The organism is Mycobacterium sp. pV006, assembly GCF_041287115.1.
Lineage (GTDB): Bacteria > Actinomycetota > Actinomycetes > Mycobacteriales > Mycobacteriaceae > Mycobacterium.
Genome location: NZ_JBGGKT010000002.1, coordinates 173,319 through 199,657, shown reverse-complemented (window position 1 = coordinate 199,657; position 26,339 = coordinate 173,319). Strand labels below are relative to the sequence as shown.

The following is a 26,339-nucleotide window of genomic DNA, read 5'->3' as shown; positions in this document are numbered from 1 at the left end:
AATGTGAGGTACGCCACCGGTAGAGACGGACGCAGAGCTGGGAGGAACCGTGACTGCTGAGCACCCGGTGCAGAAGACCGACGTCGACCAAGCGCTGCTGGGCGGTGCGACCTACCGCAGCCTGGGTGAGCAGAAGCTGAGCCCGCGCGAAGAACGGTTCGAGAAGGGCCGGCGCACCACCGGCCTGTTCCTGGCACCCGCCATCGCGGTCATCTTCCTGCTCATCCCCCTGGACATCCCGTCGCAGCAGCAGACGTTGGCCGCGGTGCTGCTCGGCGTGATCGTCCTGTGGGTCACCGAGGCGGTGCCGATCCCGATCGGCGGCCTGTTCGGCGTCGCGATCATCGTCTTCTTCGGGGTCGCCCCGGTCGACGAGGTCCTCGCCCCGTTCGGCTCCTCGACGGTCTTCACGTTCATCGGGGCGTTCATCCTCGCCCAGGCGATGCTCAAGCACGGCTTGGCGCGACGGTTCGCGTTCCGGATCCTGGCGTTACCGCGGGTCGGTCAATCGACGACGGGCGTGATCGTCGCGTTCGGCTTCATCACCGCGGTGCTCTCGGCGTTCGTATCCAACACCGCGACGGTGGCCATGCTGCTGCCGACGGCCATCGGCATCATCGGCGTGGTCGCGAAACTGCTTCAAGTGCAAGGCAAAGTCGAAGACGATTTCGATCCGCTGCGCCTGAAGGTGGGTGCGGCGATCATGCTGATGCTGGCCTACGCGGCCAGCGTCGGCGGCCTGCTCACCCCGGTGGGCAGCCCCCCGAACCTGATCGGCCGCGGCCTGATCGAAGAGGCCACCGGCGAAACCATCACCTTCGGTCAGTGGGTGGTCCTGGCCGTGCCGATCTGCCTGCTGATGTTCATCGTCCTCGCCTTCGTGCTCATCCGACTCAACCGGCCGGAGATCAAGCACATCGACGGCGTCACCGAGTACGTCGAAGAGCAGCGCGCCGAGATGGGCAAACTGTCGCGCGCCGAGAAGAACACGCTGATCGCGTTCGGAACCACGGTCACCCTGTGGATCTTGCCGGGCATCTTCGCGTTGATTTTCGGCAACGAATCCGCCATCTACGAAACTGTCAGCGACCGGCTCGACGAAGGCGCTGTCGCCGTGTTCGGTGCGTCCTTGTTGTTCCTGCTGCCGACCGACTGGAAGACCCGCGAGTTCACGCTGCGGTGGAAGGACGCCGCTGCCATCGACTGGGGCACCATCGTCCTGTTCGGGACCGGCATCATCTTCGGGTCGTTGTTGGCCGACACCGGCCTCGCCGAGACGATCGGCACCAACGTGGCCGACGCGCTCGGCCTGGGCAGCGTCGTGGCGATCACGGTCTTCGCGGTGCTGCTGGCGATCGTGGTCTCCGAGACCACGAGCAACACCGCCTCGGCCGCGGTCGTCGTGCCGATCATCATCCCGGTGGCGGTCGCCGCCGGCATCAACCCGTTCATCCCCGCGCTGGCCGCGACATTCGCCGCGTCCTTCGGCTTCATGCTGCCGGTGTCGACACCGCAGAATGCCATCGTCTACGGGTCCGGTGCGGTACCGATCACGACGATGATCCGCTCCGGCATCACGTTCGACATCGCCGGTGCGATCCTGATCGTGGCCCTGCTGCCCCTGATGGTCGCTGTGCTGGGATTGGGCGCATGACAACACATCGCATCGCCGTCATCCCCGGCGACGGAATCGGCGTTGACGTCACCGACTCCGCACGCACCGTCCTCGACACCGTGTCCGCGAAGCACGGGTTCGCCTTGAACTACACCGATTTCGACTGGTCATGCGAACGCTACGCCCGCGAAGGCACCATGATGCCGCCGGACGGGCTCGACACCCTGGGCGAGTTCGATGCGATATTCCTCGGTGCGGTCGGCTGGCCCGGCGTACCCGACCACGTCTCGCTGTGGGGGCTGCTCATCCCGATCCGGCGCGCGTTCCGCCAGTACGTCAACATGCGGCCCATCCGGGTGTTCGACGGCGTGCGCAGCCCGCTGCGGGACGCCCACGGTGTGGACTTCGTGGTGGTGCGCGAGAACGTCGAAGGCGAGTACAGCGAGATCGGCGGTCGGCTCAACCGCGGCTTCCCGGACGAAATGGCCGTCCAGGAGTCGGTGTTCACCCGCGTCGGCGTCAGCCGCATCGCCGACTTCGCCTTCGAGCTGGCGCGGAAACGCCGCGGCTACGTCACGTCGGCAACCAAGTCCAACGGCATCGTGCACACCCTGCCCTTCTGGGACGAAGTGGTCGCCGAACGGGCCCAGCACTATCCCGATGTCCGCCTCGACAGCGAACACATCGACGCACTGGCCGCGAAATTCGTGTTGCAGCCCGGGCGCTTCGACGTGGTGGTCGCGTCGAACCTGTTCGGCGACATCCTGTCCGACCTGGCCGCGGGGGTCGCCGGGTCGATCGGCATCGCGCCGTCCGCGAACCTGGACCCGACCAAGCAGTATCCGTCGATGTTCGAACCGGTACACGGCTCGGCGCCGGACATCGCCGGTCGAGGTATCGCCAACCCGGTCGGTGCCATCTGGTCGGCGGCGATGATGCTCGACCACCTCGGCCAAGCCGACGCGTCCGACGACATCCTCGCGGCGATGGAACAGACGCTGGCCAATCCCGACACCCGCACCGGTGATCTGGGCGGTACCGCATCGACGGCCCAGGTCACCCAGGCGATGGTGGATACGCTGAGCCGGTGACCCGGTGGGCGCGTGCCACGGCGACGGTGCTGGCCGTCGCGGTCGGCTGGATCCTCGGCGTCGTCGCTGTCGGGGTGGCTGCTCGCTGGGTGTCGTCGATTCCGCTGTTTGTGTTCGTGGCGCTCGCCGTAGTGACGTTGACGTCGGGCGGGAGTGCCTGGCTCGCGGCGCGAGGCGTGTCGCACCGGTGCGGAGTCGCTGCGATCACGGCAGTGTTCAGCGCGGTCGTCTTCGCGGCCGCGGGTGCCCACCTGGTGTTCCGTCCGCTGCCGAGTACTCCGCCGTCGACGGTGGCCACCGTGGAACCCGAGCAGGTGCGATTCTGGTTGTTGCCCACGGGATCCCGCCTTGCGTATCGGCACCTGCCCGCGGATGGTCCGGCCCGCGCGACACCGGTGCTCGTCGTGGGCGGTGGGCCGGGGGAAGCGGTCGTCGGTGATTCCGGCAAGGCGGCGCCTTTTGAACCGTTGACCCGTGCGGGTTTCGACGTCTACCTCTACGACCAGCTCGGCGCCGGGCTTTCTGCCCGGCTGAACGATGCGGCCGGCTACACCGTCGCGCGGCACGTCGCCGATCTGGACGCCACCCGTGAGCAGATCGGCGCCGAGCAGGTGATCCTGGTCGGTGCGTCGTGGGGTGCAAGTCTGAGCGCTTCGTACCTCGCCGAGCACCCCGACCGTATCGCGAGAGCGATCCTGACATCGCCGGCACCGATGGACTACGCGCGTCACCCGGAGGCCGGTGACATCACGCAGCATTTGCCCGAGCGCCCGCGACGGCAGGCCCGAGACATGCTGCCCGGCAACACCCGCTTCCTGGCCTGGTACGGGCTGGGGCACGTCAATCCGGTCGCAGCTCACCGGCTCGTCCCGGACTCCGAGGCCGACGCCTTCTTCGACACGTTCCTGAGCATCGTCCGGCCGGCCACCGTCTGCGATCCGGCTTCTCTCCCGGAAGCTCAGGCGGTTGGCAATGGGTTGTACACCAACGTGTTCACGGTCCGCGACGCATCCTCCGGGGCGCAATCCTCTGTGGCGCAACAACTTCGTTCTACCGATGTGCCTGTTTTGGTGATCACCGGTGAATGCAACTACATCCCGTGGGAAGCCACGGCCGACTACGCCGCCACGTTGCCGCAGACCACCCTGGTGTGCATTCCGGGCGCCGGGCATGCACCCGAACTCGACCGGCCTCGGCTGTATGCCGAACTGCTCGAGAACTTCGTCCTCGACGAACCACTACCGCTACCGGCCACGCCCACAAATCAGCCCTGCCATCCGTGAGGATGGCTAATTCGACTGTGGTGGTTGGGGTTCGAAGGGGTCGTACCACCACCATTGGGCGCGTTCTCCGAGTGGGCCGCGACAAGGTGGGACGTTCGGTGGAGGTCCGGTGGGTGGTCGTGCCAGGGAGCCGGGGGCGATGGGGTCGCCGTCGGCATCGGTGACGACTAGTCGGTCGGCGGGGCCGGTGATGGTGATCTCGCCGCGGTGGTGCATGCGGTGGTGGTGCGGGCAGACCAGCACCAGGTTGTTCAGTTCGGTTTCCCCGCCGTCTTCCCAGTGGCGGATGTGGTGGGCGTGCAGACCGCGGGTGGCCCCGCAACCCGGGACCGCGCAGGTGGGGTGGCGGTGCTCGAGCGCGCGGCGCAGGCGACGGCCGATGGTGCGGGTGTTGCGCCCGGCGCCGATAGGTCGGCCGTTGCGTTCGAACCACACCTCGCAGGTGGCATCGCAGGTCACATACCGTCGATCAGCCGAAGACAGGACCGGTCCCAGGTGCAGGGACGCGATCTTGTCTTTGATGTCGAGGTGGACCACCACGGTGGTGTGTTGGCCGTGTGGACGGCGGGTCGCGTCGGCGTCCCAGCCGGCCTCGACCAGTGCCAGGAACGCATCGACTCGGGTGGGCATCGGCGGACGGTCCCCGTCTGCGGGCTCGTCGTCAGAGTCGGCGTCGTGGTCGTGTTTCCAGTCGTTGATCAGGCCGTCGTGGTCCGACTTCAGACCGGCTTCGAACTTCGCGGACTCGATGTTCGGCAGGGTGATGCGCCAGGTGGTGAACTCGTCATCGGTGTGCTTGGTGATCGACGGTTCACGGTGACGGCGTTCGGGATTCGGCCGTGGTTCGAGTTTGATCGCGGTGCGCAGCTGGCTGACCGTGGCCACCGCGGCCAACTCGGCGTAGTGGTCGTCAGATCCCTGCCCGGCGCGTTCGGCGATGATGCCGACCTGATCGGCCGACAGGCGTCCTTCCCGCAGGCCGGCCACACAGCGCGGGAACTCGTCGATGCGTTGGGCGATCGCGGCGAGTGTGTCGGCGTTGCGCGGCGAGCACCCGGTTTTCCAGGCCAGGGTCGCCGACAGTGAGCGGGTACCGGTCATACCCCACAACTTCCGGGAGTCGAGTTCGGCGGCGATCTCGACCAGACGCCCATCGATGGCGTTGCGCTGCCCAGTCAGCTCGGCGATCTCGTCGAACAACTCGTCCAGACGGTCGGCAGGAGAGTACTCCTCGACGAAATCGTCTGTGGCCGTGGACATGATCCCAGTAAAGCAGCAGGCACCGACAAATCGGCGCCGGCGATCACCGTCGCGCGGGCACCGGAACGCGCATGAGGTCCTCGGCCACGACGAGGTCGCCGTCGAAGACCTCTGCCGCGTCGTCGCGGAAGCGGGTCGCGTCCGGGTATCGCTGCGAGAAGTGAGTGAGTACAAGCCGTCGAACCGCGCACGCCGCTGCGACTTCGCCGGCCTGGCGTGCGGTCAGATGGCCGTAGCGGGAGGCGAGTTCGGCGTCCTCGGACAGGAACGTCGACTCGATCACCAACATGTCGACACCGTCGGCCAACTCGTACACCGCATCGCACAGTCGGGTGTCCATGACGAAGGCGAACCGCTGTCCGCGTCGGGGCTCGCTGACGTCCGCCAGCCGGACCTGCCGGCCGTCCACCGCGACCGAGCCGGTCCGCTGCAGCTCTCCGACGGCCGGTCCGGCAAGGCCGTGCCGGGCCAGCAGTTCGGGTACGAACCGGTGGCCGTCCGGCTCGACGAGCCGGTAGCCGATCGCCTCGACCGTGTGGTCCAACCGGCGCGCCTCCAGGACTCCGAACGCGCCCTGGGCGACCGAGCCGTCGCCGGTGACCGGTTCCTCGCGCAGATCCAGCCGGTCGTGGAACACGCTCGCATGACGCAGTCTCGTGAAGTACTCCTGGCCGGCCACCGGGTAGTGCGCGCGCACGGTGTGGGCCACCTGGTCCAGCGACAACCGCTGCACGATGCCGGGCACTCCCAGGCAGTGGTCGCCGTGGAAATGGGTCAGACACAGTCGCGTCACGGAGCTGGCCGGAACACCCGCCAGCAGGAGCTGCCGCTGGGTGCCCTCACCGGGGTCGAACAGGAAACCCTCGTTGTCCCAACGCAATAGGTATCCGTTGTGGTTGCGGTAGCGGGTGGGCACCTGGCTTGCGGTGCCCAGAACGATCAGTTCACGGTTCGACACATGCCCCGCCCGGCATGCTCACGACCCCGCCTTCTGCTGACGCCGGCACGCGGCTACCGCACCGGTTGCAGGCTGCGCAGCGTGCTGGTCACGAACTTCTTGAGTGCCACATCGCGCTCGTTGCGGGAATCCCCGACGGTGGTCAGCAGGGCGTAGACGCCGAGCAGGAAGAACGCCGCGCTGTGGTAGACGTCGACGTCGTCGTAGAGCTCGCCGCGGATACGGGCACGCTCGATCTCGGCGGCCAACAGCACGAACAGGGGATGATTGGCCCACTGCTTGCGCTCCGGATGTGCCGGCGAGAAGTACAGACCGATCACATCGTGGAAAAGACCGGACCCCCAACGGCTTTCCAGATCCAGGACGAGCTGCACGATCGTCGTCAACACCGACGGAAGGTCGTGCGGCGTGTCCAGGAACCGGCCGAGCTCATTGGCGACCTGCACCTCGTCGCGCCGGATCAACTCCAGCAGCACATGCTCTTTGGTGGGGAAGTGGAAGTAGAAGGTGCTGCGCGCGACGCCGGCAGCTTTCACGATCGCGTTGATGTCGGCGGCGTGCGTACCGGAGCGCTGGAACTCCACGACCGCGGCGTCGAGGAGGCGCTCACGGGTCAGTTGGCGCTGGACATCGCGCCGGGTCGCAGTCTCGGCCACGAGCCCATCATGCCGCACCGCGCCCTTTCGCTGACACCTGTCGGACAAAATGATCATGAGACGCCGACGGAACACGAGTTGGTCAGCGCAAGCCCCAAGTTTTCATTGTCATCTGTCAGCGAACGTGCTACACCTGTCACGACACCGCCCGCCGACCCAGATAGGCAGAACCCACGATGACGACCACAACGGGGACGACTTCGGCGATGAACACCAGGGGCCAGCGCATCCTGTTGTGGACGGTCCCGCCGGCGGCCGGACTGTTCCTGCTCGCCTACTTCCTGTTCCCCCCGTTCCAGCCGCCGATGTCGCCGACACTGACACCCGAGGAAGTCGCGACGTTCTTCGGCAACAACACCACCGGCATCATCGGCGTCGCGATCCTGTGCAACCTGATCGCGTGTTCACTGGTCCCGTTGTTCGCGGTGACCGCGGTGCAGATCTCGCGGATCGGCACGTCGAGCAACGTCTTCACCTACGCCTACATGCTGTGCGTCGGGGTGGGCCTGACCGCGTTCATCCTCGCCGACTATTGCTGGGGCATAGCCGCTTTCCGGCCCGAGCGTGACCCGCAGCTGATCAGCCTGCTCAACGACATGGCGTGGTTCTTCTTCATCGCACCGGTCGGCACGATCATGGTGCAGAACTTCTGCCTGGCCATCAGCATCTACCTCGACGCCCGGCCGGACCCGATCTTCCCGCGCTGGGTGGCCCACTTCAACATCGTGACCGCCGTGCTGCTGATCCCCAGCGCCTTCTCGCTGCTGCACAAGACCGGCCCGCTGGCCTGGGACGGCGCACTGTCGTTCACCCTGCGCCTCGGGGTGTTCGCCGTCTACATCGTGGTGATGTTCGTGGTGCTGGTGGGCGTGGTGAACCGTCAGGCCCAGGAGCAGGAGGCCCTGGTATGACGCTGAGCGAGGCGCCTCCCGCGCAGCCGTCACCGAAGAGGCGCTGGCGCGACAACAAGAAGCTCGACCAGTGGATCGCGTTCTGGATCGTCCCGGTGTTCTTCAGCCTGTTCGGTCTGGTGTTCATCCCGCTCAGCTGGATGATGCCGCCGCGCTCACCGAGCGCGTCCCAGGCCGAGATGGTCGAGTTCATGCAGTCGCCGAACCTGCTCGTGGCCTGCGTCATCCTGATCCTGGCGTTCGGCATGGCCCCGGTGTCGAATGCGTGCTACCTGAACCAGATTCGGCGCATGTCGGTCAGCCCCGTGCTGCGGTTCTGCCTGATGGCCGGTGCGACGACCGGCACCATCGTCGGGATGCTCTTCGCGATGTTCTGCTTCGGGTTGGGCGCGTTCCGGCCCGGCTACGACCCGGCGATCTACGCGATGCTCTACGACTTCGGCTACCTCGCGTTCATCGGGTCGCTGGGCTGCTTCTGCATCATGTGGCTGGCGTTCGGGCTGGCGATCATCCTCGACAAGAACGACATCCTCCCCAAATGGCTTGGCTACTACACGGTCTGGCAGTACGTGACCGAGTTGATGGCCGCCCCGGTGTGGATTGCCAAGTCCGGTCCGTTCGCCTGGAACGGGCTGATGACGTTCTGGTTCGCGATGGCGCTGTACGTGCCGTGGCAGATCATCGTCTACCTGTGCATCTTCCGGGCGATCAAGAACCAGCCGGAAGAGGAACTCGACAACATCCACCTGCACAAGGCGGCCGCATGACGTCCGCGCCCGTCACCGTCGCCCCCGCGCCCGGAAAGACGCGCGCGCACCTGCCCGGCGAATCGAGCATGTGGTTCTTCGTCATCGGGGACCTGCTGATCTTCGCGTTCTACTTCGTGGTCTACATGTACTACCGCGGACAGAACCACGAGATGTTCCTGGACAGCCAGGCCAAACTGAACACCGACATCGGCGCGGTGAACACCGTTGTGCTGCTGACCAGTTCGCTGTTCGTCGCGCTGGGCACCTGGGCGGCACGCACCGGAAAGACCGCCGACGCCTACCGGCTGTTGACCCTGGCCCTGCTGTGCGGCGCGGCGTTCCCGGTGCTCAAGGCGTTCGAGTACATCCCGGAGGTCCTCGCCGGCCTGACGCCCGGAACCAACCTGTTCTTCATGTTCTACTTCGTGATGACGGGGATGCACCTGTGCCACGTGTTCCTGGGTCTGGCCATCCTGTACTTCGTCGTCCGCAACGTCCGCAGCGGCCAACCACGCATGTCGTTGATCGAGACCGGCGCCACCTACTGGCACATGGTCGACCTGCTGTGGATCGTCCTGTTCGCACTGCTCTACCTGATGAGGTGACGCTGTGACCGTCTATCTCCGGCATCCGCTGACCATCGTCTGGGCGGTGTTGACCGCGGTCACGCTGGCGTCGTGGCTGACCGCCCGCGACGGCGACGTCCACCAGGTCGACACCACCGTCACCGTCATCGTGCTGCTCATCGCCGCGGTGAAGACCCAGTTGGTGATCTGGCACTTCATGGAAGTCCGGCACGCACCCACCTGGCTGAAGATCGTGACCAACGGATGGCTGATCGCATTGTTCGGGTTGCTGCTCGGCTTCTACTTCGCCGTGTGACGGCCTCGTCCCAGCCGCGCTGAAGGCTGCTCCGAATACGTGGGTAGACAGTGCTGCGACGAAGGGATGCCGTCCTGCTGCAGCGAGCAACCGCGTGGGCCACCGCTGCGCCACGCCGCCTGGCCGCGATCGCCGTCCTCGTGATGATCGCGGCGGCTGCCTTCGGTGTGCCCGCCGCCGGCAGCCTGTCGGCGGGCGGCTTCCAGGACCCCGACGCCGAGTCCACCGTGGCCGGTCGCACCCTCACCGAAGCGCTCGGCCGCAACGACGTCCCCCTGATCTTCACCGTCACCCACCCGGCCGGCGTCGAGTCCGCCCGCCCGGCCGGCGAGGCCGTGGTGGCGCGGGCGCAACGGGATCCGCACGTCGCCGACGTGCAATCGCCGTGGACGTCACCGGCAGGGGAGTCCCTGGTCTCCCAGGACGGCCGCACCGGCCTGGTCGTCGTCTCGTTCACCGGCAGCGAGGACGACGCCTCCGGGTACGCGCAGACCGTCGTCGACGAAGTCCGAGCCGACGTGGTGCCCGAACACCGGGACGTCGAGATCCTCGCCGGCGGCTCGGCGATGGTGTTCTCCCAGATCACCTCCCAGACGCTGCGTGACGTGCTGATCATGGAGGCGATCGCCGTCCCGCTGAGCTTCCTGGTGTTGGTCTGGGTGTTCAAAGGACTGCTCGTCGCGGCGATCCCGATCGCGGTCGCGGGCCTGACCATCGCCGCGTCGATGGCGGTGCTGCGGCTGATCTCCATGGTCACCGACGTATCGATCTTCGCGCTGAACCTGACCACCGCGCTCGGGCTCGCGCTGGCCATCGACTACACGCTGCTGCTCATCAGCCGCTTCCGCGACGAGATCGCCGCGGGCGCCGACCGCGACGACGCGCTACGCACCACCAGGCGCACCGCCGGACGCACCGTGGTGTTCTCCGCGCTGACCGTCGCTCTGTCGATGGCCACGATGGTGCTGTTCCCGATGTACTTCCTGAAATCGTTCGCCTACGCCGGGGTGGCGACGGTCGTGTTGTGCGCGCTCTCCGCGCTCATCCTGACCCCGGTGGCGATCGTGCTGCTCGGAAACCGTATCGACGCCCGCCCGCGCCACGCCACCGACGAACCCGCCGAGCGGAGGTTCTGGTACCGCTGGACCAAGGCCGTCACCCGGCGGGCCCTGCCCGTCGGGTTGGCGACGACGGTGCTGCTGGTCGGTGTCGGTCTGCCGTTCGCCGGGGTGCGATGGGGTCTGCCCGACGATCGCGTGCTGCCCAGCTCGGCGTCCGCGCACCGGGTCGGTGACATCCTGCGCGACCAGTTTCCGGCACTGGAGTCCACCGTCACCCTGGTCGTGCCCGACGCCACCGGACTGGACCCGGCCGAACTCGACCGCTACGCCGCGGCCGTGTCCCGCGTCGACGGCGTCTCCACCGTCACCGCCCCGACCGGGACCTACACCGCCGGCAGCAGGGTCGCCGACGGGCCCCCACAGGCCGGACCGGCCGTCGCGGTGATCACCGTCGGCAGCACCGCGCAGGTGCTGTCCCCGGCCGCCGATCGCCAACTCGACGACATCCGCGCGCTGGCCCCACCCGGCGGGCGGGCCACCCTGGTCACCGGCAGCACCCAGGTCAACCGCGACACCGTCGCCTCGATCACCGACCGGTTACCGGCGGTGCTGACCGCCATCGCGGTGGTGACGTTCCTGTTGTTGTTCGTGCTGACCGGCAGCGTGGTGGTGCCGCTGAAAGCGTTGCTGCTCAACATCTTGTCGTTGACCGCGACATTCGGCGCGCTGGTGTGGATCTTCCAGGACGGCAACCTGGGAGCCTTCGGCACCACGCCGACAGGAACCCTGGTGGTCAACATGCCGGTGCTGCTGTTCTGCATCGCGTTCGGACTGTCGATGGACTACGAGGTGTTCCTGATCTCCCGGATCCGCGAGTACTGGCTGCGCAGCGGGCGCACCCGCGCCGACAACAACGAGAGCGTCGCGCTGGGGGTCGCGCACACCGGCCGCGTCGTCACCGCCGCCGCGCTGATCATGTCGATCTCGTTCAGCGCACTCATCGCCGCCGAGGTGTCGTTCATGCGGATGTTCGGCCTGGGTTTGACCTTGGCCGTTCTGGTCGATGCCACCCTCGTGCGAATGGTGTTGTTGCCGGTGCTCATGCAGCTGATGGGGAAGTGGAACTGGTGGGCGCCGGCGCCGCTGGCCCGCCTGCACCAGCGCATCGAGCACCGCGTGGCCCATACCTGACGCCCGCGAAGGATCGCGCCCATCCGACCGTCGGGCCGCTCCGAATACCTGATGACGGATCGGTGACGACGAGGGGCAATTTGAACATCCACCACAGGGCAGGGCAGTGACGATGGCCGTCGTCCTCGCCTACATGTCCCCGGCACTCGGCCACCTGTTCCCGTTCTGTGCGGTACTGACCGAACTCGCCCGACGCGGTCACGAGATCCACGTCCGCACCCTGGCCGACGGGGTCACGCTGTGCCAGAAGCAGGGCTTCGCGGCCCGCCCGGTCGATCGCCGGATCGAGGCGTTGCAGACCGAAGACACCACCACCAACGTCCTGAAATCCGCGCGCGAGACCGTCGACGTTTTGACCCGGCGCGCCGCGCTGGAGGTCGACGACTTCGGTCGCGCGCTGGCCGACGTCGACCCCGACGTCGTGATCGTCGACGCGAACTGCTGGGGCGCGATGTCGGTCGCCGAGACCCAGACCCGCCCCTGGTTGGCGTTGTCCCCATTCATCCCGTACTTGCGTTCCCCGGGATCGGCCCCGTTCGGCGCCGGCTCACGACCGTGGCCCGGCCCGCTCGGCGCGATCCGCAACCTCGGTGTCGGCGCGGTCACCAGCTGGGTGTTCGACCGTCCGCTGCGCCGCAGGCTGCACCCGGTGCGTGCCGCGCTGGGGTTGCCGCCGGTCCGCGCCGCCGACGAGCTGCTGCGGCGCGCGCCCGCGGTGCTGGTGGCCACCGCCAAACCTTTCGAATACGACCACACCGACTGGGGCGACACCGTCGAGATGATCGGCCCGGCCGACTTCGATCCGCACGTCTGGGCGCCGGCCTGGTTGCAGGAGATCGACCAACCCGTCGTGCTGGTCACCACGTCGTCGGTGCGGCAAGCCGACGACGAACTGATCCACACGGCCATCGAGGCATTGCGCGACCAACCGGTGCACGTGATCATCACCGCGCCGACCACCGGCGACGACACCCCCACGCGCGTGGCCAGCAACGTGACGCTGGCCGGATTCGTCCCGCACGCAGCGGTTTTGGACAAAGCCGTCTGCGTGGTCACCCACGGTGGCCTCGGCATCACGCAGAAGGCGCTGGCCCTCGGGATCCCCGTGTGCGCGGTGCCCTACGGCCGTGACCAGTTCGAGGTGGCGCGCCGGGTCGAGGTGTCCGGCGCCGGCACCCGGTTGCCGGCGCGCCGGCTCACGCCCGCCCGCCTGCGCGACGCGGTGGCCACGGCGATGACGCTGGAGGCCGGTGCTGCCGCCGTCGCCGAGGGCTTCGCCGCGTGCGGCGGGATGGCCCGCGCGGCCGACCTGGTGGAACAGCGGCTACCGGTGCGCCCGCTGGGTCAGCACGAGCGCCTCGCCGTCGTTGACGGCGATGGTGTGCTCGCTGTGCGCAGTGCGTGAGCCGTCCGCGGACCGGATGGTCCATCCGTCGGGGTCGTAGACGATGCGGTCGGTGCCCGCCGCGAACCACGGTTCGAGCGCCAGGGTCAGGCCGGGCCGCAACTTCAGCCCCCGGCTGGGTCGTCCCAAGTTGGGCACGTGGGGGTCCTCGTGCATCGTGCGGCCCAACCCGTGCCCGCCGAAATCGGTGTTGACGGGGTAGCCGTAGTCGGCCGCGACGGTCCCGATCGCGGCGGAGATGTCCCCGAGTCGGTTGCCCGGCAAGGCGGCCGCTATCGCGGCGCAGAGCGCCCGTTCGGTCGCTTCGATCAGACGGGCATCCTCGGGCCGCGGGGTGCCGACGATGAAGCTGCGCGCCGCATCGGCGACCCACCCGTCGATGGACACCGCGAAGTCCATGCTCAAGACATCGCCGTCGCAGAGCACGTAATCGTGGGGAAGACCGTGCAGCACAGCATCGTTGACCGACAGACAGATGACATTGCGGAACGGGCCACGACCGAACGAGGGGGCGTAGTCCCAATAGCAGGACTGTGCGCCGCGTTCGGCGATCATGGCGCGGGCGCGGTCCTCGAGATCGAGGAGGTTCACCCCGACCCGGGCGCGCCCCTGCAGATCGTCGAGCACCTCGGCCACGAACGCCCCCGTCGTACGCATCGCCGCGATCTCGGACGCCGACTTCAACTCCACCACAGCCCACTCCTAGCGGTATAGAAATACCACCGTAGCTCAGTGTGGCGGTATTTTCATACCTACCGGCGTAGTCTGTCGGACATGGTGCGCTCTCCGCTGACTCCGCAACAGCTGGCCGCCGGCCGGCGGCTGGGTGCCTGCCTGCGGAAGGCGCGCGGCGAGCGCACCCTGGCCGATGTGGCACGTGCTGCGGCGATCTCCCCGGAGACGCTGCGCAAGATCGAGACCGGACGGCTGGCCACCCCGGCTTTCACGACCGTCGCCGCGTTGGCGCTCGTGTTGGACATCGCACTCGACGACCTCGCCCGGCTGTGTCTGTCGGGTACGGAGCTCCGCGAGACCGGTTAGCGCGGCGCGGTTTTCACGACATGACTGCGGTGGAGGTCCCAGCGCGTCACCACCTGGAATCCCTCGGGGGCAGGCATGTCGGCGGTCTCGGTGACGAGCCACACCGCAGCGCAGTCCCGGAGGTTGTCGGGGGCCACGTCGCCGCGCGCCTCCCACAGCGAATTCCGTTCCCGCGCAGTTGCTTCCACGGTGAAATCATGTAATCCGTCGTCGTGGACGAGGCGTGCCCCCTCGAGGGCGTGAACGGCCGACGGGGGAGTGTCGGGATCGACGAGGAGGCACTCACCCGTCCGGGACTCGCTCGACAGCAGCCGCGCGACCTCGCTCTGGTCGAACCCGAACTTCGCGTAGTCGGTGCGCTGGGCGAGGTAGTTCGGTGCCGCGGCGACCACCACCAGCGCCAGCCGCGCCGCGATCCTCGGTGGGATACCGCCGGCGACGACGGTGGCGTACCCGGCCAGCAGCGCCAATCCCGGTGTGGTGAAGGACAGATACTGCGGCTGATACAGCGGATCACCGATCAATGAATAGGCCCCCAACGCCACGGTCGGCGCGACCACCCAAATGCCGCACCCCCACAACAACATTCGCGGACGGTCGGCACCGTCGCGCCGCAGCACCACCACCGCCAGCGCGGTGATCCCCACCAGCACCACGATCAACGGCGCCACCCGCGCCCACGACTGCGTCGCCACCGCGAGTTGTTCGGCGGTGAACTCCTGCTGGTCCGGCCCCACGGCGCGGACCGGGTCGGAGTACACCGACGGGAAGTACTGCTCGCCGAAGATCTGCCCCAGCGTCACGGCGCTGACCGGCCAGATCCAGCCCACCTGGTCGCGCTGCCGGATGACCGCCAGCACGAACGGCGTCACGGCCAGGACGGCGACACCGCCGGCCCGACCCCAGGCCATCACCGTGCGACGGTTGGCCGGCGCAGCGAACAACATCGCCGCGTGTGCGGTGATCACCAGTACCACAAGCACATTGACCACCACCGCGAACGCGAGCACCGCGGCGTAGCCGGCCCACCACCAGCGGCCGCGGCGCAGCGCGGCCAGGAACAGCACCGTCACCCAGACGGCGCACGCCATCGTCAGGGCGTAGGACCGGCCGTCGATACCGGCCGCCGTCGTGCGCGGAAGCACCGCGAACACCACCCCTGCGGCCACCCCGACGGCGCGACCGGACAGCCGCCCCCCGAGCATCACCACGCCTGCGGCAGCCACGCCGACCATCAGTGCGCTGGGCACCCGCAGCCAGAACTCGGTCACGGGGAACACCGCAAACCAGGCGTGCATCGACAGGTAGTAGACGCCGTGGACGAGATCGACCTGGCCGAGCAGCGCCCACAACTCGGGTAGTGGCCGCGTGACCGCCGACAACGTCGCGGCCTCGTCGACCCACAGCGACGGCCGGCCGGCACCGAGGGCGCTGAGGATGGCGGCGAGCAGCCCGATGACGACGGCGTCGGCGCCGCGCCCGGACTCCGGCCGCATGACCGTGCATGTTGCCACTCCCGGTACGCGTCAAACAGTTACCCTCGGCGTGTGAGCACGCGACAGATTCTCGGCGGGGTCGTCCATGAGATGCCTGCCGACTTGCGTGACGCGCTCGCCGCCAACGAGGTCGCGCTGACCGCGTGGAACGACATCACCCCGTTGGCGCGCAACGAGTTCATCTGCTGGGTCGAAGACGCCAAACAGGCCAAGACGCGGGAACGGCGGATCCGGCGCACCCAGGAGGAACTCGAAGAGGGCAAGCGCCGTCCGTGCTGTTGGCCCGGATGCAAGCACCGGGAACGAACCGGCAAGCCCTAACGGTTACGGGCGGACTCCCGCCGATTGGCCTTCTGGATCTCGTTGACCAACTCGTCCTTGGTCATCTTCGAACGGCCCGAGATGTCCAGGCGGCGTGCGACATCCAGCAGATGCTTCTTGCTGGCGTTGGCGTCGACACCCTCGTTGGTGTCGCCCTTGGCACGCGGGCCGCCGCTCTCGGCGCGCTCGTCGGAGGGGCCGCGCCGATCCTTGGCCTCCCAGTGGTCGCCGACCTTCTCGTAGCTGTGCTTGAGCGCGCTGTAGGCCACCCGGTGCGCCCGCTCGCCCTCGCCGTACTCCTCGGCGGCCGAGTCGTGCGCCTTGGCGAACGTGCGCTTGGCCTTGTCGTCGGACTTCTGCAGCGTGCTGGGCAGCTCGCTTTCCTTCGCCTTGCCGGATTTCGTGGTCTTGGGCATCAGTTCCCTTCCTCTCTTCCGGGTGGCGACCAGTGCACCACCTTCAGTGCGGTCATCTCGTCGAGCAGTTCCGGGCCGTAGCCGACACCGCTGCCGCTGGCCCGCCGCGGCTCGGCCGACCCGCCGGGCGCGCCGCCGAACACCGCGTTGATCTTCACCGTGCCCACCGGCAGGGCCCGGGTGGCTTCCTGCGCATGCGCGATGTCCGGTGTCAGCACGGTGGCGGCCAGCCCGTACCGGTCGTCGGCGGCCTCGGCCAGCGCGGTCTCGAAGTCGGGCACCACCCGGACCGGGGCGATCGGCCCGAACGTCTCCTCGCGGAACACGAGCATCTCCGGGGTGCAGTCGGTGAGCACCGTCGGGGGGTAGTAGGCACCGGGCCCGGGCCGGGGCTCGCCGCCGGCGAGGACCTGCGCGCCGTGCTTGACGGCGTCGGTGACGTGGCCGTGCACCACGTCGCGGTGCCGCTCGTCGACCAGGGGCCCGATCTCGTCCGCCCACCGGTCCGCCTGCGCCGCAAGGAAATCCACGAACTCAGCGGCCAGGTCTTCGACGACGTAGATACGTTCCACCGACACGCAGATCTGGCCGGCGTTGGCGAAGGCGCCCTGGGCGGCCTGTTCGGCGGCCCACGCCGCACCGACGTCGTCGTCGACGATCAGCGCGTCGTTGCCGCCGTTCTCCAGGAGCGCCTTGGCGCCCCGCTCGGCGCACGCGCGGGCGATCATCCGGCCGGTGGCGCTGCTGCCCACGTGGGCCACGACGTCGACGGTCTCTGACTGCGCCAGTCGGGCGCCGATGGTGCCGTCGCCGTCGACGATCTCCAACACCCCGTCGGGCAGCGCGTCGGCGACGACCTGCGCGAAGCGGCGACCGGTGGTCGGGCAGCGCTCGCTGGGCTTGTGCACCACGGTGTTTCCGGTCACCAGCGCCGCTCCGATCAGCCCGGCGGCCACCGCCACCGGATCGTTCCACGGTGTCAGCACCGCGACCACACCACGCGGTTCGGTGACCATGAGGTCGGTCGCGGACCAGCCGCCCTGCAGACTGCGGCCGCGGTGCAACGGGCCGAGTTCGGCGTACTGGCGCAGCGTTCCGATGCCTGCGTCGACACCGCCGCGTGCGTCGTCGAACGGTTTGCCGGTCTCCCGCTCGGTCCAGCCGGCCAGCTCATCGGCCACCGCGGCGACCCTGTCGGCCGCCGAAGCCACCGCGGCGGCCCGTTCGGCGGCCGGGGTGCGCGCCCACGCGGACTGCGCGGAGCGCGCGCGGCTCAGCGCGCCGTCGCACACGGCGACGTCGGTGATCGGGACCTCTGCAACGACGTCGCCGTTGCGCGGATCGGTCACGGTGATCGTGGGGGCCTGCACGCGCGGTCGGATACCCGCCCCGCAGCGCTTGACACGCCGGGTTGAGGACCGGCCGACCGGGTACAGGTCTGCGGTGACGCGACACGACGAGCTGGAGTCCGTGGCCCAGCGGCTGTTCGGCTGGCCGCAGCTGCGCCCGGAGCAGCTCGACGCGATGCAGGCGGTACTCGACGGCCGCGATGTGCTGGCGGTGATGCCGACCGGGTCGGGCAAGTCGGCGATCTACCAGGTGCCCGCCGTGCTGACCGAGGGTCTGACCGTCGTGGTGTCCCCACTGCTGGCGTTGCAGCAGGACCAGATCGACGCGTTGCGCGGCAGCGACGCACCGGACGCCGTGGCGATCAACTCCGCACAGAGCGCCACCGAGAACCGGCGCAGCTGGGAGGCCGTGCGCGCACAGGAGGCCGAGTACGTCTTCCTGTCACCGGAACAGCTGCTCAACGACGACGTGCTGGCCGAGCTGGCCCGCGTCGACCTCGGCATGATCGTGGTCGACGAGGCGCACTGCGTGTCGGCGTGGGGGCACGACTTCCGACCGGGGTACCTGCGGCTCGGTGACGCGATGCGCCGGCTGGGCGCCGGCCGGGTGCCGGTGGTCGCGCTGACCGCGACGGCCTCGCCGACCGTGCGCACCGACATCGTCGACCACCTGCAGTTGGACGACCCCGTGCTGATCGCGACGGGGTTCGACCGCCCCAACATCCGGCTGGAGGTCGAACAGTTCCTCGACGACGACGCCAAGCGCGCGGCAGTGGTGAAGGCGGTGTGCGAGCTGACCGGCCCGGGACTGCTGTACGCGGCGACCCGCAAAGACACCGAGGTCTACGCCGAGGCGCTGGCCGACTGCGGCGTCGCCGCGGCCGCCTACCACGCCGGGCTCAAGGCCGCTGACAAGGAGGAGGTGCACCGGCGCTTCCGTGACGACGAGGTGTCGGTGGTCGTCGCGACGTCGGCGTTCGGGATGGGCATCGACAAACCCAACGTGCGGTTCGTCGTGCACGCCGCGGTGCCGGACTCGATGGACAGCTACTACCAGCAGATCGGTCGTGGCGGGCGCGACGGCGAGGACACGTTGGCGCTGTTGTTCTACCGGCCGGAGGATCTGTCGCTGGCGCGGTTCTTCAGCTCCGGGCACGCCGACGAGGACCGGCTGCGCCAGGTGCTCACCGCTCTGTCGCCACGCAAACCCAAGCGGCTCAAGCAGTTACGTGAAGAGCTCGGACTCCGAGGGCGGGCGCTGACGCAGGCGGTCAACCTGCTCGAGCAGGCCGCCGGCGTGCGGTCGGGTAAGCGCGGGTTCACCCTCGCCGACGAGGACGCCGACGCCGTGGTGGCGCGGGCGGTCGCGATCACCGAGGCCACTGAACGCGTCGACCGTACCCGGGTGGAGATGATGCGCGGCTACGCCGAATCCACCGACTGCCGGCGCCGGTTCCTGCTCGGGTACTTCGCCCAGACCCTGCCCGAGCCGTGCGGCAACTGCGACCGCTGCTCCGAGCACGCCGCCGCGGGGATCTCCGAAGAGGTGACGGAGTCCGCGCTCGCCCCGGAAACCCCGGTGCGCCACCGGGAATGGGGACGCGGCGTCGTCATCAGCGGCGAGGACGACCGCGTCACCGTGCTGTTCGACGACTACGGTTACCGCACGCTGGCGATGGACGTCGTCGACGAGAGCGACATCCTCGAGGTGCTCCCGCGGTAACCGCGGCCATTCCCACCGCCCACACGAGGTTTGCTGCGACAATTCCCCTGTCGGCGTTGTGGCCGACGCGGTCGACGGGGGGCTTCGGTGTTCACAGGTGTGCGTTCGTGTCTGGCGGTCTCGACCGGGGCGGTGATGATCGCGGGCGGTCTGCATCTCGCACCGCCGACAGTTGCTCCCCCACCGACGGTGCCCGCGGCCGTCCAGCTGACCGCGGTGCCCAGCCCGCTCGAGCTGTATCCCCGGGTGTTCGGCACCGCGCTGCAGGGTGCCGCGGAGCTGGTCCGGGCCTACGCCGCCGACCCGCTGCCGATCGTGCGCGCGGTCGTCGGCAACCAACTGGTGGCCCTTGCCGATGCGGCCGATGCGCTGCGCGCCGGCAACGGGGCCGCGTTCCTGGACGCCCTCGGCGACGCGATCGCCGAGCCGCTGCAGATCCCCGCCGCGGTCAGGTCCGCGTTGGGCCGGATCCCGGTGGCGCCGTATATCGCCGAAGGCATCGCGGTGTCCGTGCTGGGCCCGCTGCTCAGCGGGGTGTCCGCCACGGTGACCGCGTTCACCGACGTCGTCACCTCCGCGCTGCGGTTCGACCTGGTCGGTGTCGTCGAGGCCGTGCTCAACATCCCCGGCCGCGTCATCGACGGCGTGCTCAACGGCGGCTACCGGGTGCGGGCCTTCGGTCTGGACACCGTCGGCGGGGGGCTGCTCACCCCGCTGACCCGCGAGGACCGGCTGCCGGGACCGCTGTCGCTGGGCATCCAGTTCGACCAGTGGGTGGGCGAAGCGATCCCCGTGCGCCCGCGCTCGGCGCCGGCCGAGGAACCTGCGGACACCGCCGGCCTCTCCGTGGACACCGTCGCCGCCCCGGTCGTGGACACCGACGACGAACCACCCGCCCGGATCGCCGTCGATGAGCAGGTCACCGACGCCACGGAGACCGCACGGACCAGGTCGGACAAGCAGGTGCGCGAGAAGCGAACGCGTACCGACCGGCCGCGCGACGGAAGAACCGACCGGTCGGCCGCGTCGGCTAAGCGCCCCGCCCGGTCTGGCTCTGCAACCGGTCGATGAGCTCCGAGGCCTGCGCCTTGGTCAGGTTCTCGTCGATCTCGGTGCCGGCCTCCTGGGCCAGCGTCTGCAGGTAGCTGCGCTGCGGACCGGTCATCGGTTCCTCGCCGGTCACCCAGTCGGACGGGTCCTTCTCGGCGTTCTCGTTGGGAGCCTGTCCCACGTCGTCGGTCATGTCGTCTCACCTCCGCCCCGCGGATGCCCATCGCAAATGTGTTCGAAACACCGGAGGCGGGCTGTCCTTGCGCGCGGCCACCTGAAACCATGCATGCCGTGGGCAAAAACGAACGCGCGAAGATCGTCATGACCGACGACGAGGTCGCCGAATTCATCGAACGCAGCCGGACCGCCACGATGGCCACGGTCCTGTCCGACGGCCGTCCTCACCTGGTCGCCATGTGGTACGCCGTGCTCGACGGCGAGATCTGGTTCGAGACGAAAGCCAAGTCGCAGAAGGCGGTCAACTTGCGCCGTAACCCGACGGTGACGGTGATGATCGAGGACGGTCTGACCTACGACACGCTGCGTGGGGTGTCGATCGACGGCACCGCGGAGATCTACGACGACCCGGAGACCAGCCTGCGCGTCGGGATCAGCGTGTGGGAGCGCTACACCGGCCCCTACTCCGACGAGATGAAGCCGTTCGTGGACCAGATGATGAACAACCGCATCTGCGTGCGGGTGGTGCCGTCGCGGGTGCGCAGTTGGGATCACCGCAAGCTCGGCATGGCCGCCATGCCGCTGTCGGGGAGCACAGCGCAGTACCTGTAGTCAGCTGAATTTGCGCGGCTGGGCGAACCCGGGGTTGGCCAGCGCGGTGGCGGTCGCGGTGCCGATCGGACCCTCTTGGTCGACGACGAGCGCGGTGCCGGTCGCCACGCCCTGATCGCTGTGGTGGGTCAGCGCCGCCAGGCCGATGTAGTCGGTGCGCGGCAGCCGGCTGAGCGTCAGCGTGTAGTCGGCATTGATGAACGGCAGCCCGTCGGCGCCGAAGTGCGTCAACGAGCTCGCCATGTCGCCGGCCAGCGCCACCCGCGCGAACGGCGTCAGATCGACACCGGCGATAATCGGTCCGAGCTCACGGGTCCAGATGTATTTCGGGCCGTCATGGGCCCAGGCGTCGAGGCCCAGGCTCGGGGTGTCGCCGTCCTTGCCGTAACACCACACCAGCGTGACCACATGCTCGGGAACGGGTCGTGACGCGGGTGGTAGCGGCGGCATGGTCACCTCGGTGGTGAACCGATCGCCGTCCGGCTGCTCCCCGCGGCGCAGGAACAGGCCGTTCGCTCGGGCGACGACCTTGCCCTCCTGCGTCATCGCCGCGTCGACGAGCTTGAGGCGCCGACCTTCGCGTACCACCGTCGTCTCCACGCGTACCGGTTCGGTGATGGAGGCGGGGCGGAACAGGTCGACGGTCAGACGTGCGGGCTGCAGGTCGGGGTCACCGGCGTCGCGTTCGATGACGTGGCCGAGCAGGCCGCCGACGTATGTGCCGCTGATGGTCTGACCCCACGGGCCGCGCGCCCAGTCGGTGGGACGGAACGCGTCCCCCTCGGGGATGAAGAAGGCAGAGCTGTCCACCGCGGGGAGACTAGCCCAACGGTCGTTCAGCGCCCGGAGAGGAGCTCCTCGACCTCGTCGGTGACCGGGTCGGTGACGTCGCCGAACTCCGGGTGCTTGTCGATGAACTTCGCCACCATCGAGCACACGGCAACAATGCGTTTGCCCGCCTGGCGGGTGTCCTCCAACGCCCCCCGCACCAGGATCGTGCCCAGCCCGCGGCCGCCGAACTCCTCGTCGACCTCGGTGTGCGGGAAGATGCGCTGGCCGTCGTGGTCGACGAACTCGGTGAACCCGGCCCGCTTCCCGTCGACGAAGATGCTGTAGCGATCGGCTTCGGTCTTCACCTCGGTGGGTGCGCCGGTCTTGTCGGTGGTCATTACGCCCTCCTCTGCACGAGACCCGCGAACTCCGGGTTCTTGTCGATGAACTCGGCCACCATCCAGCACTGCGGCACGACCTTCAGCCCGGTTTCGCGGGTGGCTTCCAGTGCCGCGCGGACGAGGATGGTGGCCAGCCCGCGGCCCTGGTACGCCGGATCCACTTCGGTGTGCGGGAACACCCGGGTGCCGTCGCGGTCGTAGAAGTCGGCGAACCCGACGGTGCGGCCGTCGACGGCGATGCTGAAGCGATCCCCGTCCGCGGTGACCTGTGTGGGCGCGCCCGTTCTGTCGGTGGTCATGAGTCAGTCATACCCCTCCTCCCTCATCCGCAGACCTCGGAGGGCACCATCGCCGCGCGGATGACGTCGACGTCGTGGTCGTCGATGCGGAATCCGCCGAACCGGAACCGGTAACCCCAGCGCGCCTTGTCCACGATGAAGTCGAGCCGGTCGATCAACGGACGGATCGGCGTCTCGTGGCAGTCCTCGAACGACACCGGACGCCGCCACGGCCGGAACTCCGGACCGACCTCGGCCTGGGTGGGCTCGCCGTCGAGGACACGACCGATGGCGGTGAACGCCTGCAACCGCTCGCCGTCGGGATGCTCGGTGCGCGGCGAATAGCAGATGACCTGATCGCCCGGGGCCATCGCACGCACCGGATGTGGGCGGCCGTGGCCTGCCTGGATGAAGCCACCCGCGACGGCTTGCAGGACGTGGTCGCGGCTGGCCGTGATGATCCAATTCGTCATGCACCGCACGTTATGACCGATCACCGACGACCTGCGCCGGTTATCCACAGCCCTGTGGACAACCCGGATTGGGCTTGACGGATACAGTCGCGGCATGGGCGACGGTGACCTGACGGCCGAGGATCTGCGCAACGCCACGTTCGAGAAACCGCCGTGGGGACAGCGCGGCTATCAGGAGAAGCCGGTCCACGACTTCCTCGCCCTGGCCGCCCGGCGTCTCGACGGGCGCGGACATCTGTCGGCCGACGACGTCCGTCACGTCCGCTTCAACAAGCCGCGCATCGGTAAACGCGGCTACGACCCCGCACAGGTGGACGCGCTGCTGGAACGCATCGCCACCGCGATCGACGCGCTCGATGCCTGACGAACGCACCGATCTCGCCGAACTGCGCAGGCGCCGCGCGCTGACCGAGGACGCCGCCCGGCCCGACGCCGTCGCGAAGCGCCACGCGCGCGGCGCCCGCACCGCACGAGAGAACGTCGACGACCTCGTCGACGCCGGATCGTTCGTGGAGTACGGACGGTTCGCGATCGCGCCACAGCGCAAGCGCCGCGACGTCGAGGACCTGATCGCGCGCACCCCGGCCGACGGACTGATCGCCGGCACCGCGCGGGTCGGCGGTGTGCCGTGCGCGGTGCTGTCCTACGACTACACCGTGCTCGCCGGTACCCAGGGGGCGATCGGGCACCGGAAGAAGGATCGGCTCTTCGAACTGATCGAGCGGATGAAGCTACCGACGGTCTTCTTCGCCGAAGGCGGCGGCGGACGGCCGGGCGACACCGACCATCCCGTCGTCTCGGCCCTCGACACCCGCGCGTTCGCGTTGTGGGCCAAGCTGTCCGGCGTCGTGCCGCGAATCGCGGTGGTGCACGGTCGATGTTTCGCGGGCAACGCGGTGATCGCGGGAGCGTCGGACCTCATCGTCGCGACGCGCAATGCGTCACTGGGCATGGGTGGTCCGGCGATGATCGCCGGCGGCGGACTGGGCGAGGTGCATCCCGACGCGGTCGGCCCCATGGACGTCCAGGAGCCCAACGGCAACGTCGACGTCGTCGTCGACGACGAGGCCGAGGCCGTCGCGGTCACCCGGAAACTGCTCGGCTACTTCGGGGGCGCGACCGCCGACTGGACCGCAGCCGACCAAACCGCCCTGCGCACAGCGGTTCCCGAACGCGCGCGCCGCGCCTACGACGTCGCACCGATCATCGAGACGCTCGCCGACGAGGACTCGGTGACATTTCTGCGCCCCCGGTTCGCCCGCGAGATGGTCACCGCGTTGGCCCGGATCGAGGGCCGCCCGGTCGGCGTGATCGCCAACGACACCAGGTTCACCGCGGGCGCGATCACCGCGGCCGCATCGGACAAGGCCGCGCGGTTCCTGCAGCTGTGCGACGGCTACGGGCTGCCGGTGGTCTCGCTGATCGACTGTCCCGGCTACATGGTCGGCCCGGCCGCGGAGGCCGAGTCGCTGGTCCGGCGCGCCTCGCGGATGTTGGTGGCAGGCGCGGCGTTACGGGTGCCGTTGGTGGCCGTGGTGCTGCGCCGTGGCTACGGACTCGGCGCGCAGGCCATGGCCGGCGGCAGCCTGCACGAACCGGTGCTGACGGTCGCCTGGCCCGGGGCGCACCTGGGTCCGATGGGTCTGGAGGGCGCGGTCCGGCTGGGCATGCGCAAGGAACTCGACGCGATCGCCGACGCCGACGAACGCGAACAGCGGGTCCGTGACGCCACGGCCGCGGCGCAGGAGCATGCCAAGGCGCTCAACGCCGCCATGCTTTTCGAGATCGACGACGTCATCGATCCCGCGGAGACGCGCGCGGTGATCGCCTCGACGTTGACCGCGGCAGCCCCGGGGGTCGCGCCCCGAGAACGCCGGTTCATCGACACCTGGTGACGAACCGGGTGTTCACCGCGCCCATCAAGATCGTTCTCCGTACTATGCAGCCAACCCATCTCGGCGCAGGACCGGCGGTGGCGGCAGGTGCCGGAGGTGTGGAGTGAGCGAAGCATCGCAGCGACACGGCGCGGGCATCGCCCGCTTGCTGCAGGCCGTGCAGGAATTGTCGCTGGTGCGCACACTGCCGGAGATCCAGCGGATCGTGCGGGTCGCGGCACGCCAGTTGGTCGGCTGCGACGGTGCGACCTTCGTGCTGCGCGACCGCGAGCAGTGCTACTACGCCGACGAGGACGCCATCGCGCCGCTGTGGAAGGGCAGCCGCTTCCCCATGAGCGCGTGCATCAGCGGATGGTCGATGCTGCACAGGCAGTCGGTGGTGATCCCCGACATCTATGTCGACGCGCGCATCCCGCACGACGCGTACCGGCCGACGTTCGTCAAGAGCCTGGTGATGGTGCCGATCCGGCGGCTGGCTCCGGTCGGCGCGATCGGCGCGTACTGGGCCGAGCAGCGGGTCCCGACCGACGATGAGGTGGCCCTGCTGCAGGCGTTGGCGGACTCGACCTCGGTGGCCATGGAGAACGTCGCGCTCTACGGGGAGTTGGAGCAGCGGGTGGCCGACCGCACCGCGGCCCTGGAGTCGGCGACCGAGGAGATCCGGCGCTTGTCGCTGACCGACGAGTTGACCGGGCTGCGCAACCGGCGCGGATTCTTCGAACGTGCCGAGCCCGAACTGCGACGTTCTCGCGACGCGGGTGGCCGGGTCCTGTTGGCCTTCCTCGACGTCGACAACCTCAAGACGGTCAACGACGGCTGCGGCCACGACGCCGGTGACACGGTGCTGGTCGGTGTGGCCCGGGTGCTGCGGGCGGCGCTGGAGCCGTCGGCGCTCATCGCCCGGCTCAGCGGAGACGAGTTCTGCGTGCTGGCGACCGATTCGGACTGCACGCCGGACGATCTCAGAGACCGGATCCTCTCGGGCGTGGCGGAATTCAACGTCACGACGGGCCCGGCACACCCGCTGTCGGTCAGCGTCGGGGTGATCGAGACCGCGGCCGGCGACCCCGCGGTCCTCGACGAGCTGCTGACCCGCGCCGACGAGTTGATGTATTCGGAGAAGAAGAGCAAGGCCGCGTCGACGGTCGACGCGGCCAGAGTTTGAGGACGGTGCCGCCTGCGCCTCTCGGCGAGTGGTCGCTCGTGGCGACTGTGTTGATGGGGCCCGGGGCATGCCCGGCACCGTCGCAGGATTCAACCGGGGTGGCGGCGGG

Annotated in this window: 29 protein-coding genes; 17 read left to right on the top strand and 12 right to left on the bottom strand. The window is 68.8% G+C overall.

The features are described 5' to 3' along the window. Nucleotides 1–49: 49 nt before the first annotated feature. Genes ACAG25_RS04210 through ACAG25_RS04200 form a run of 3 tightly spaced genes read left to right on the top strand, consistent with a single transcriptional unit; the run spans nt 50 to nt 3,989 of the window. The gene (locus tag ACAG25_RS04210; RefSeq protein ID WP_370487044.1) at nt 50–1,654 is read left to right on the top strand and encodes a DASS family sodium-coupled anion symporter; all 1,605 of its coding nucleotides are present in this window, start codon (nt 50–52) and stop codon (nt 1,652–1,654) included. Continuing rightward, on the top strand, nt 1,651–2,706 hold the full coding sequence (locus ACAG25_RS04205) for a tartrate dehydrogenase (protein ID WP_370487043.1): 1,056 nt from the start codon (nt 1,651–1,653) through the stop codon (nt 2,704–2,706). Before ACAG25_RS04210 ends, ACAG25_RS04205 begins: the two co-directional genes overlap by 4 nt. After that, nucleotides 2,703–3,989 (top strand): alpha/beta fold hydrolase, encoded by a 1,287-nt coding sequence (locus ACAG25_RS04200; protein WP_370487042.1) that lies wholly within the window; start codon nt 2,703–2,705, stop codon nt 3,987–3,989. Before ACAG25_RS04205 ends, ACAG25_RS04200 begins: the two co-directional genes overlap by 4 nt. Before the next feature lie 6 nt (nt 3,990–3,995). Here the strand turns inward: ACAG25_RS04200 and ACAG25_RS04195 are convergent, their stop codons facing one another. From ACAG25_RS04195 to ACAG25_RS04185, 3 genes are read right to left on the bottom strand one after another with little or no spacing between them, the layout of a single operon-like run. Then, nucleotides 3,996–5,249 (bottom strand): HNH endonuclease signature motif containing protein, encoded by a 1,254-nt coding sequence (locus tag ACAG25_RS04195; protein ID WP_370487041.1) that lies wholly within the window; start codon nt 5,247–5,249, stop codon nt 3,996–3,998. A gap of 43 nt (nt 5,250–5,292) precedes the next feature. Then, nucleotides 5,293–6,207 carry a ribonuclease Z gene (locus ACAG25_RS04190; RefSeq protein WP_370487040.1) on the bottom strand — a complete coding sequence of 305 codons (915 nt, stop codon included), beginning with the start codon at nt 6,205–6,207 and terminating at the stop codon, nt 5,293–5,295. 53 nt (nt 6,208–6,260) lie between these two features. Continuing rightward, complete coding sequence (locus tag ACAG25_RS04185; protein WP_370487039.1) at nt 6,261–6,920, bottom strand: TetR/AcrR family transcriptional regulator; 660 nt, start codon at nt 6,918–6,920, stop codon at nt 6,261–6,263. Between the two features lie 119 nt (nt 6,921–7,039). Between ACAG25_RS04185 and ACAG25_RS04180 the strand changes: the two genes are divergently transcribed. The 6 genes from ACAG25_RS04180 (at nt 7,040) to ACAG25_RS04155 (ending at nt 13,062) form a co-directional block, all read left to right on the top strand. Then, nucleotides 7,040–7,774 (top strand): hypothetical protein, encoded by a 735-nt coding sequence (locus tag ACAG25_RS04180; RefSeq protein ID WP_370487038.1) that lies wholly within the window; start codon nt 7,040–7,042, stop codon nt 7,772–7,774. After that, nucleotides 7,771–8,541 (top strand): hypothetical protein, encoded by a 771-nt coding sequence (locus ACAG25_RS04175; RefSeq protein ID WP_370487037.1) that lies wholly within the window; start codon nt 7,771–7,773, stop codon nt 8,539–8,541. Before ACAG25_RS04180 ends, ACAG25_RS04175 begins: the two co-directional genes overlap by 4 nt. Continuing rightward, nucleotides 8,538–9,128 (top strand): cytochrome c oxidase subunit 3, encoded by a 591-nt coding sequence (locus ACAG25_RS04170; protein ID WP_370487036.1) that lies wholly within the window; start codon nt 8,538–8,540, stop codon nt 9,126–9,128. Before ACAG25_RS04175 ends, ACAG25_RS04170 begins: the two co-directional genes overlap by 4 nt. Nucleotides 9,129–9,132: 4 nt before the next feature. After that, nucleotides 9,133–9,405, top strand: coding sequence for a cytochrome C oxidase subunit IV family protein (locus ACAG25_RS04165; protein ID WP_370487035.1), 273 nt, complete (start codon nt 9,133–9,135; stop codon nt 9,403–9,405). Between the two features lie 74 nt (nt 9,406–9,479). Beyond that, entirely contained in the window at nt 9,480–11,657 is a 2,178-nt protein-coding gene (locus ACAG25_RS04160) for an MMPL family transporter (RefSeq protein ID WP_370487394.1), read from the top strand. 112 nt (nt 11,658–11,769) lie between these two features. Next, nucleotides 11,770–13,062 carry a glycosyltransferase gene (locus ACAG25_RS04155; RefSeq protein WP_370487034.1) on the top strand — a complete coding sequence of 431 codons (1,293 nt, stop codon included), beginning with the start codon at nt 11,770–11,772 and terminating at the stop codon, nt 13,060–13,062. Here ACAG25_RS04155 and map read toward each other — a convergent pair. Next, entirely contained in the window at nt 12,982–13,755 is a 774-nt protein-coding gene (map, locus tag ACAG25_RS04150; RefSeq protein WP_370487033.1) for a type I methionyl aminopeptidase, read from the bottom strand. The two genes, ACAG25_RS04155 and map, sit on opposite strands and share 81 nt — an antisense overlap. A gap of 81 nt (nt 13,756–13,836) precedes the next feature. Between map and ACAG25_RS04145 the strand changes: the two genes are divergently transcribed. Further along, nucleotides 13,837–14,103 (top strand): helix-turn-helix transcriptional regulator, encoded by a 267-nt coding sequence (locus ACAG25_RS04145; RefSeq protein WP_370487032.1) that lies wholly within the window; start codon nt 13,837–13,839, stop codon nt 14,101–14,103. Here the strand turns inward: ACAG25_RS04145 and ACAG25_RS04140 are convergent. Further along, nucleotides 14,100–15,599, bottom strand: a complete 1,500-nt coding sequence (locus tag ACAG25_RS04140) for a glycosyltransferase family 39 protein (RefSeq protein WP_370487031.1) — start codon at nt 15,597–15,599, stop codon at nt 14,100–14,102. The two genes, ACAG25_RS04145 and ACAG25_RS04140, sit on opposite strands and share 4 nt — an antisense overlap. Before the next feature lie 90 nt (nt 15,600–15,689). On the opposite strand from ACAG25_RS04140, the gene ACAG25_RS04135 reads away from it, so the two are divergent. Then, entirely contained in the window at nt 15,690–15,920 is a 231-nt protein-coding gene (locus ACAG25_RS04135) for a YdeI/OmpD-associated family protein (protein WP_370487393.1), read from the top strand. Here the strand turns inward: ACAG25_RS04135 and ACAG25_RS04130 are convergent. Then, nucleotides 15,917–16,336, bottom strand: a complete 420-nt coding sequence (locus ACAG25_RS04130; RefSeq protein ID WP_370487030.1) for a ChaB family protein — start codon at nt 16,334–16,336, stop codon at nt 15,917–15,919. The two genes, ACAG25_RS04135 and ACAG25_RS04130, sit on opposite strands and share 4 nt — an antisense overlap. After that, the gene (locus ACAG25_RS04125) at nt 16,336–17,706 is read right to left on the bottom strand and encodes an aldehyde dehydrogenase (RefSeq protein ID WP_370487029.1); all 1,371 of its coding nucleotides are present in this window, start codon (nt 17,704–17,706) and stop codon (nt 16,336–16,338) included. The genes ACAG25_RS04130 and ACAG25_RS04125 overlap by 1 nt, the downstream gene beginning before the upstream one ends. Nucleotides 17,707–17,779: 73 nt before the next feature. On the opposite strand from ACAG25_RS04125, the gene ACAG25_RS04120 reads away from it, so the two are divergent. Both ACAG25_RS04120 and ACAG25_RS04115 read left to right on the top strand, forming a co-directional pair. Continuing rightward, nucleotides 17,780–19,408, top strand: a complete 1,629-nt coding sequence (locus tag ACAG25_RS04120) for an ATP-dependent DNA helicase RecQ (protein WP_370487028.1) — start codon at nt 17,780–17,782, stop codon at nt 19,406–19,408. Between the two features lie 87 nt (nt 19,409–19,495). Then, nucleotides 19,496–20,479: a hypothetical protein gene (locus ACAG25_RS04115; protein WP_370487027.1), complete on the top strand. Its 984-nt coding sequence runs from the start codon at nt 19,496–19,498 to the stop codon at nt 20,477–20,479. Here ACAG25_RS04115 and ACAG25_RS04110 read toward each other — a convergent pair. Then, nucleotides 20,439–20,651 carry a DUF3072 domain-containing protein gene (locus ACAG25_RS04110; protein WP_370487026.1) on the bottom strand — a complete coding sequence of 71 codons (213 nt, stop codon included), beginning with the start codon at nt 20,649–20,651 and terminating at the stop codon, nt 20,439–20,441. The genes ACAG25_RS04115 and ACAG25_RS04110 overlap by 41 nt on opposite strands. 98 nt (nt 20,652–20,749) lie before the next feature. Between ACAG25_RS04110 and ACAG25_RS04105 the strand changes: the two genes are divergently transcribed. After that, nucleotides 20,750–21,247, top strand: coding sequence for a pyridoxamine 5'-phosphate oxidase family protein (locus ACAG25_RS04105; RefSeq protein WP_370487025.1), 498 nt, complete (start codon nt 20,750–20,752; stop codon nt 21,245–21,247). Here the strand turns inward: ACAG25_RS04105 and ACAG25_RS04100 are convergent, their stop codons facing one another. Genes ACAG25_RS04100 through ACAG25_RS04085 form a run of 4 tightly spaced genes read right to left on the bottom strand, consistent with a single transcriptional unit; the run spans nt 21,248 to nt 23,170 of the window. Beyond that, complete coding sequence (locus ACAG25_RS04100) at nt 21,248–22,057, bottom strand: thioesterase family protein (RefSeq protein ID WP_370487024.1); 810 nt, start codon at nt 22,055–22,057, stop codon at nt 21,248–21,250. A 26-nt stretch (nt 22,058–22,083) separates the two neighbouring features. Further along, on the bottom strand, nt 22,084–22,416 hold the full coding sequence (locus tag ACAG25_RS04095; RefSeq protein ID WP_370487023.1) for a GNAT family N-acetyltransferase: 333 nt from the start codon (nt 22,414–22,416) through the stop codon (nt 22,084–22,086). After that, nucleotides 22,416–22,718: a GNAT family N-acetyltransferase gene (locus tag ACAG25_RS04090; RefSeq protein ID WP_370487022.1), complete on the bottom strand. Its 303-nt coding sequence runs from the start codon at nt 22,716–22,718 to the stop codon at nt 22,416–22,418. The genes ACAG25_RS04095 and ACAG25_RS04090 overlap by 1 nt, the downstream gene beginning before the upstream one ends. Nucleotides 22,719–22,741: 23 nt before the next feature. Further along, a complete protein-coding gene (locus tag ACAG25_RS04085) occupies nt 22,742–23,170 on the bottom strand; it encodes an EVE domain-containing protein (RefSeq protein ID WP_370487021.1) in 429 nt (142 codons plus the stop codon). A 94-nt stretch (nt 23,171–23,264) separates the two neighbouring features. Between ACAG25_RS04085 and ACAG25_RS04080 the strand changes: the two genes are divergently transcribed. The 3 genes from ACAG25_RS04080 (at nt 23,265) to ACAG25_RS04070 (ending at nt 26,230) form a co-directional block, all read left to right on the top strand. Beyond that, nucleotides 23,265–23,534: a DivIVA domain-containing protein gene (locus ACAG25_RS04080; protein WP_370487020.1), complete on the top strand. Its 270-nt coding sequence runs from the start codon at nt 23,265–23,267 to the stop codon at nt 23,532–23,534. Further along, complete coding sequence (locus tag ACAG25_RS04075; protein ID WP_370487019.1) at nt 23,527–25,065, top strand: acyl-CoA carboxylase subunit beta; 1,539 nt, start codon at nt 23,527–23,529, stop codon at nt 25,063–25,065. Before ACAG25_RS04080 ends, ACAG25_RS04075 begins: the two co-directional genes overlap by 8 nt. A 103-nt stretch (nt 25,066–25,168) precedes the next feature. Then, nucleotides 25,169–26,230 carry a GGDEF domain-containing protein gene (locus ACAG25_RS04070; RefSeq protein ID WP_370487018.1) on the top strand — a complete coding sequence of 354 codons (1,062 nt, stop codon included), beginning with the start codon at nt 25,169–25,171 and terminating at the stop codon, nt 26,228–26,230. Nucleotides 26,231–26,339: the final 109 nt, after the last annotated feature.

Excerpts from the sequence above, each read along its gene's own strand:
- ACAG25_RS04205 (WP_370487043.1), top strand. The coding sequence starts at position 1,651 with ATGACAACACATCGCATCGCCGTCATCCCCGGCGACGGAATCGGCGTT.
- ACAG25_RS04195 (WP_370487041.1), bottom strand. The coding sequence starts at position 5,249 with ATGTCCACGGCCACAGACGATTTCGTCGAGGAGTACTCTCCTGCCGAC.
- ACAG25_RS04185 (WP_370487039.1), bottom strand. The coding sequence starts at position 6,920 with ATGATCATTTTGTCCGACAGGTGTCAGCGAAAGGGCGCGGTGCGGCAT.
- ACAG25_RS04180 (WP_370487038.1), top strand. The coding sequence starts at position 7,040 with ATGACGACCACAACGGGGACGACTTCGGCGATGAACACCAGGGGCCAG.
- ACAG25_RS04175 (WP_370487037.1), top strand. The coding sequence starts at position 7,771 with ATGACGCTGAGCGAGGCGCCTCCCGCGCAGCCGTCACCGAAGAGGCGC.
- ACAG25_RS04170 (WP_370487036.1), top strand. The coding sequence starts at position 8,538 with ATGACGTCCGCGCCCGTCACCGTCGCCCCCGCGCCCGGAAAGACGCGC.
- ACAG25_RS04155 (WP_370487034.1), top strand. The coding sequence starts at position 11,770 with ATGGCCGTCGTCCTCGCCTACATGTCCCCGGCACTCGGCCACCTGTTC.
- ACAG25_RS04145 (WP_370487032.1), top strand. The coding sequence starts at position 13,837 with ATGGTGCGCTCTCCGCTGACTCCGCAACAGCTGGCCGCCGGCCGGCGG.
- ACAG25_RS04140 (WP_370487031.1), bottom strand. The coding sequence starts at position 15,599 with ATGCGGCCGGAGTCCGGGCGCGGCGCCGACGCCGTCGTCATCGGGCTG.
- ACAG25_RS04135 (WP_370487393.1), top strand. The coding sequence starts at position 15,690 with ATGCCTGCCGACTTGCGTGACGCGCTCGCCGCCAACGAGGTCGCGCTG.
- ACAG25_RS04130 (WP_370487030.1), bottom strand. The coding sequence starts at position 16,336 with ATGCCCAAGACCACGAAATCCGGCAAGGCGAAGGAAAGCGAGCTGCCC.
- ACAG25_RS04110 (WP_370487026.1), bottom strand. The coding sequence starts at position 20,651 with ATGACCGACGACGTGGGACAGGCTCCCAACGAGAACGCCGAGAAGGAC.
- ACAG25_RS04095 (WP_370487023.1), bottom strand. The coding sequence starts at position 22,416 with ATGACCACCGACAAGACCGGCGCACCCACCGAGGTGAAGACCGAAGCC.
- ACAG25_RS04090 (WP_370487022.1), bottom strand. The coding sequence starts at position 22,718 with ATGACCACCGACAGAACGGGCGCGCCCACACAGGTCACCGCGGACGGG.
- ACAG25_RS04085 (WP_370487021.1), bottom strand. The coding sequence starts at position 23,170 with ATGACGAATTGGATCATCACGGCCAGCCGCGACCACGTCCTGCAAGCC.
- ACAG25_RS04080 (WP_370487020.1), top strand. The coding sequence starts at position 23,265 with ATGGGCGACGGTGACCTGACGGCCGAGGATCTGCGCAACGCCACGTTC.
- ACAG25_RS04075 (WP_370487019.1), top strand. The coding sequence starts at position 23,527 with ATGCCTGACGAACGCACCGATCTCGCCGAACTGCGCAGGCGCCGCGCG.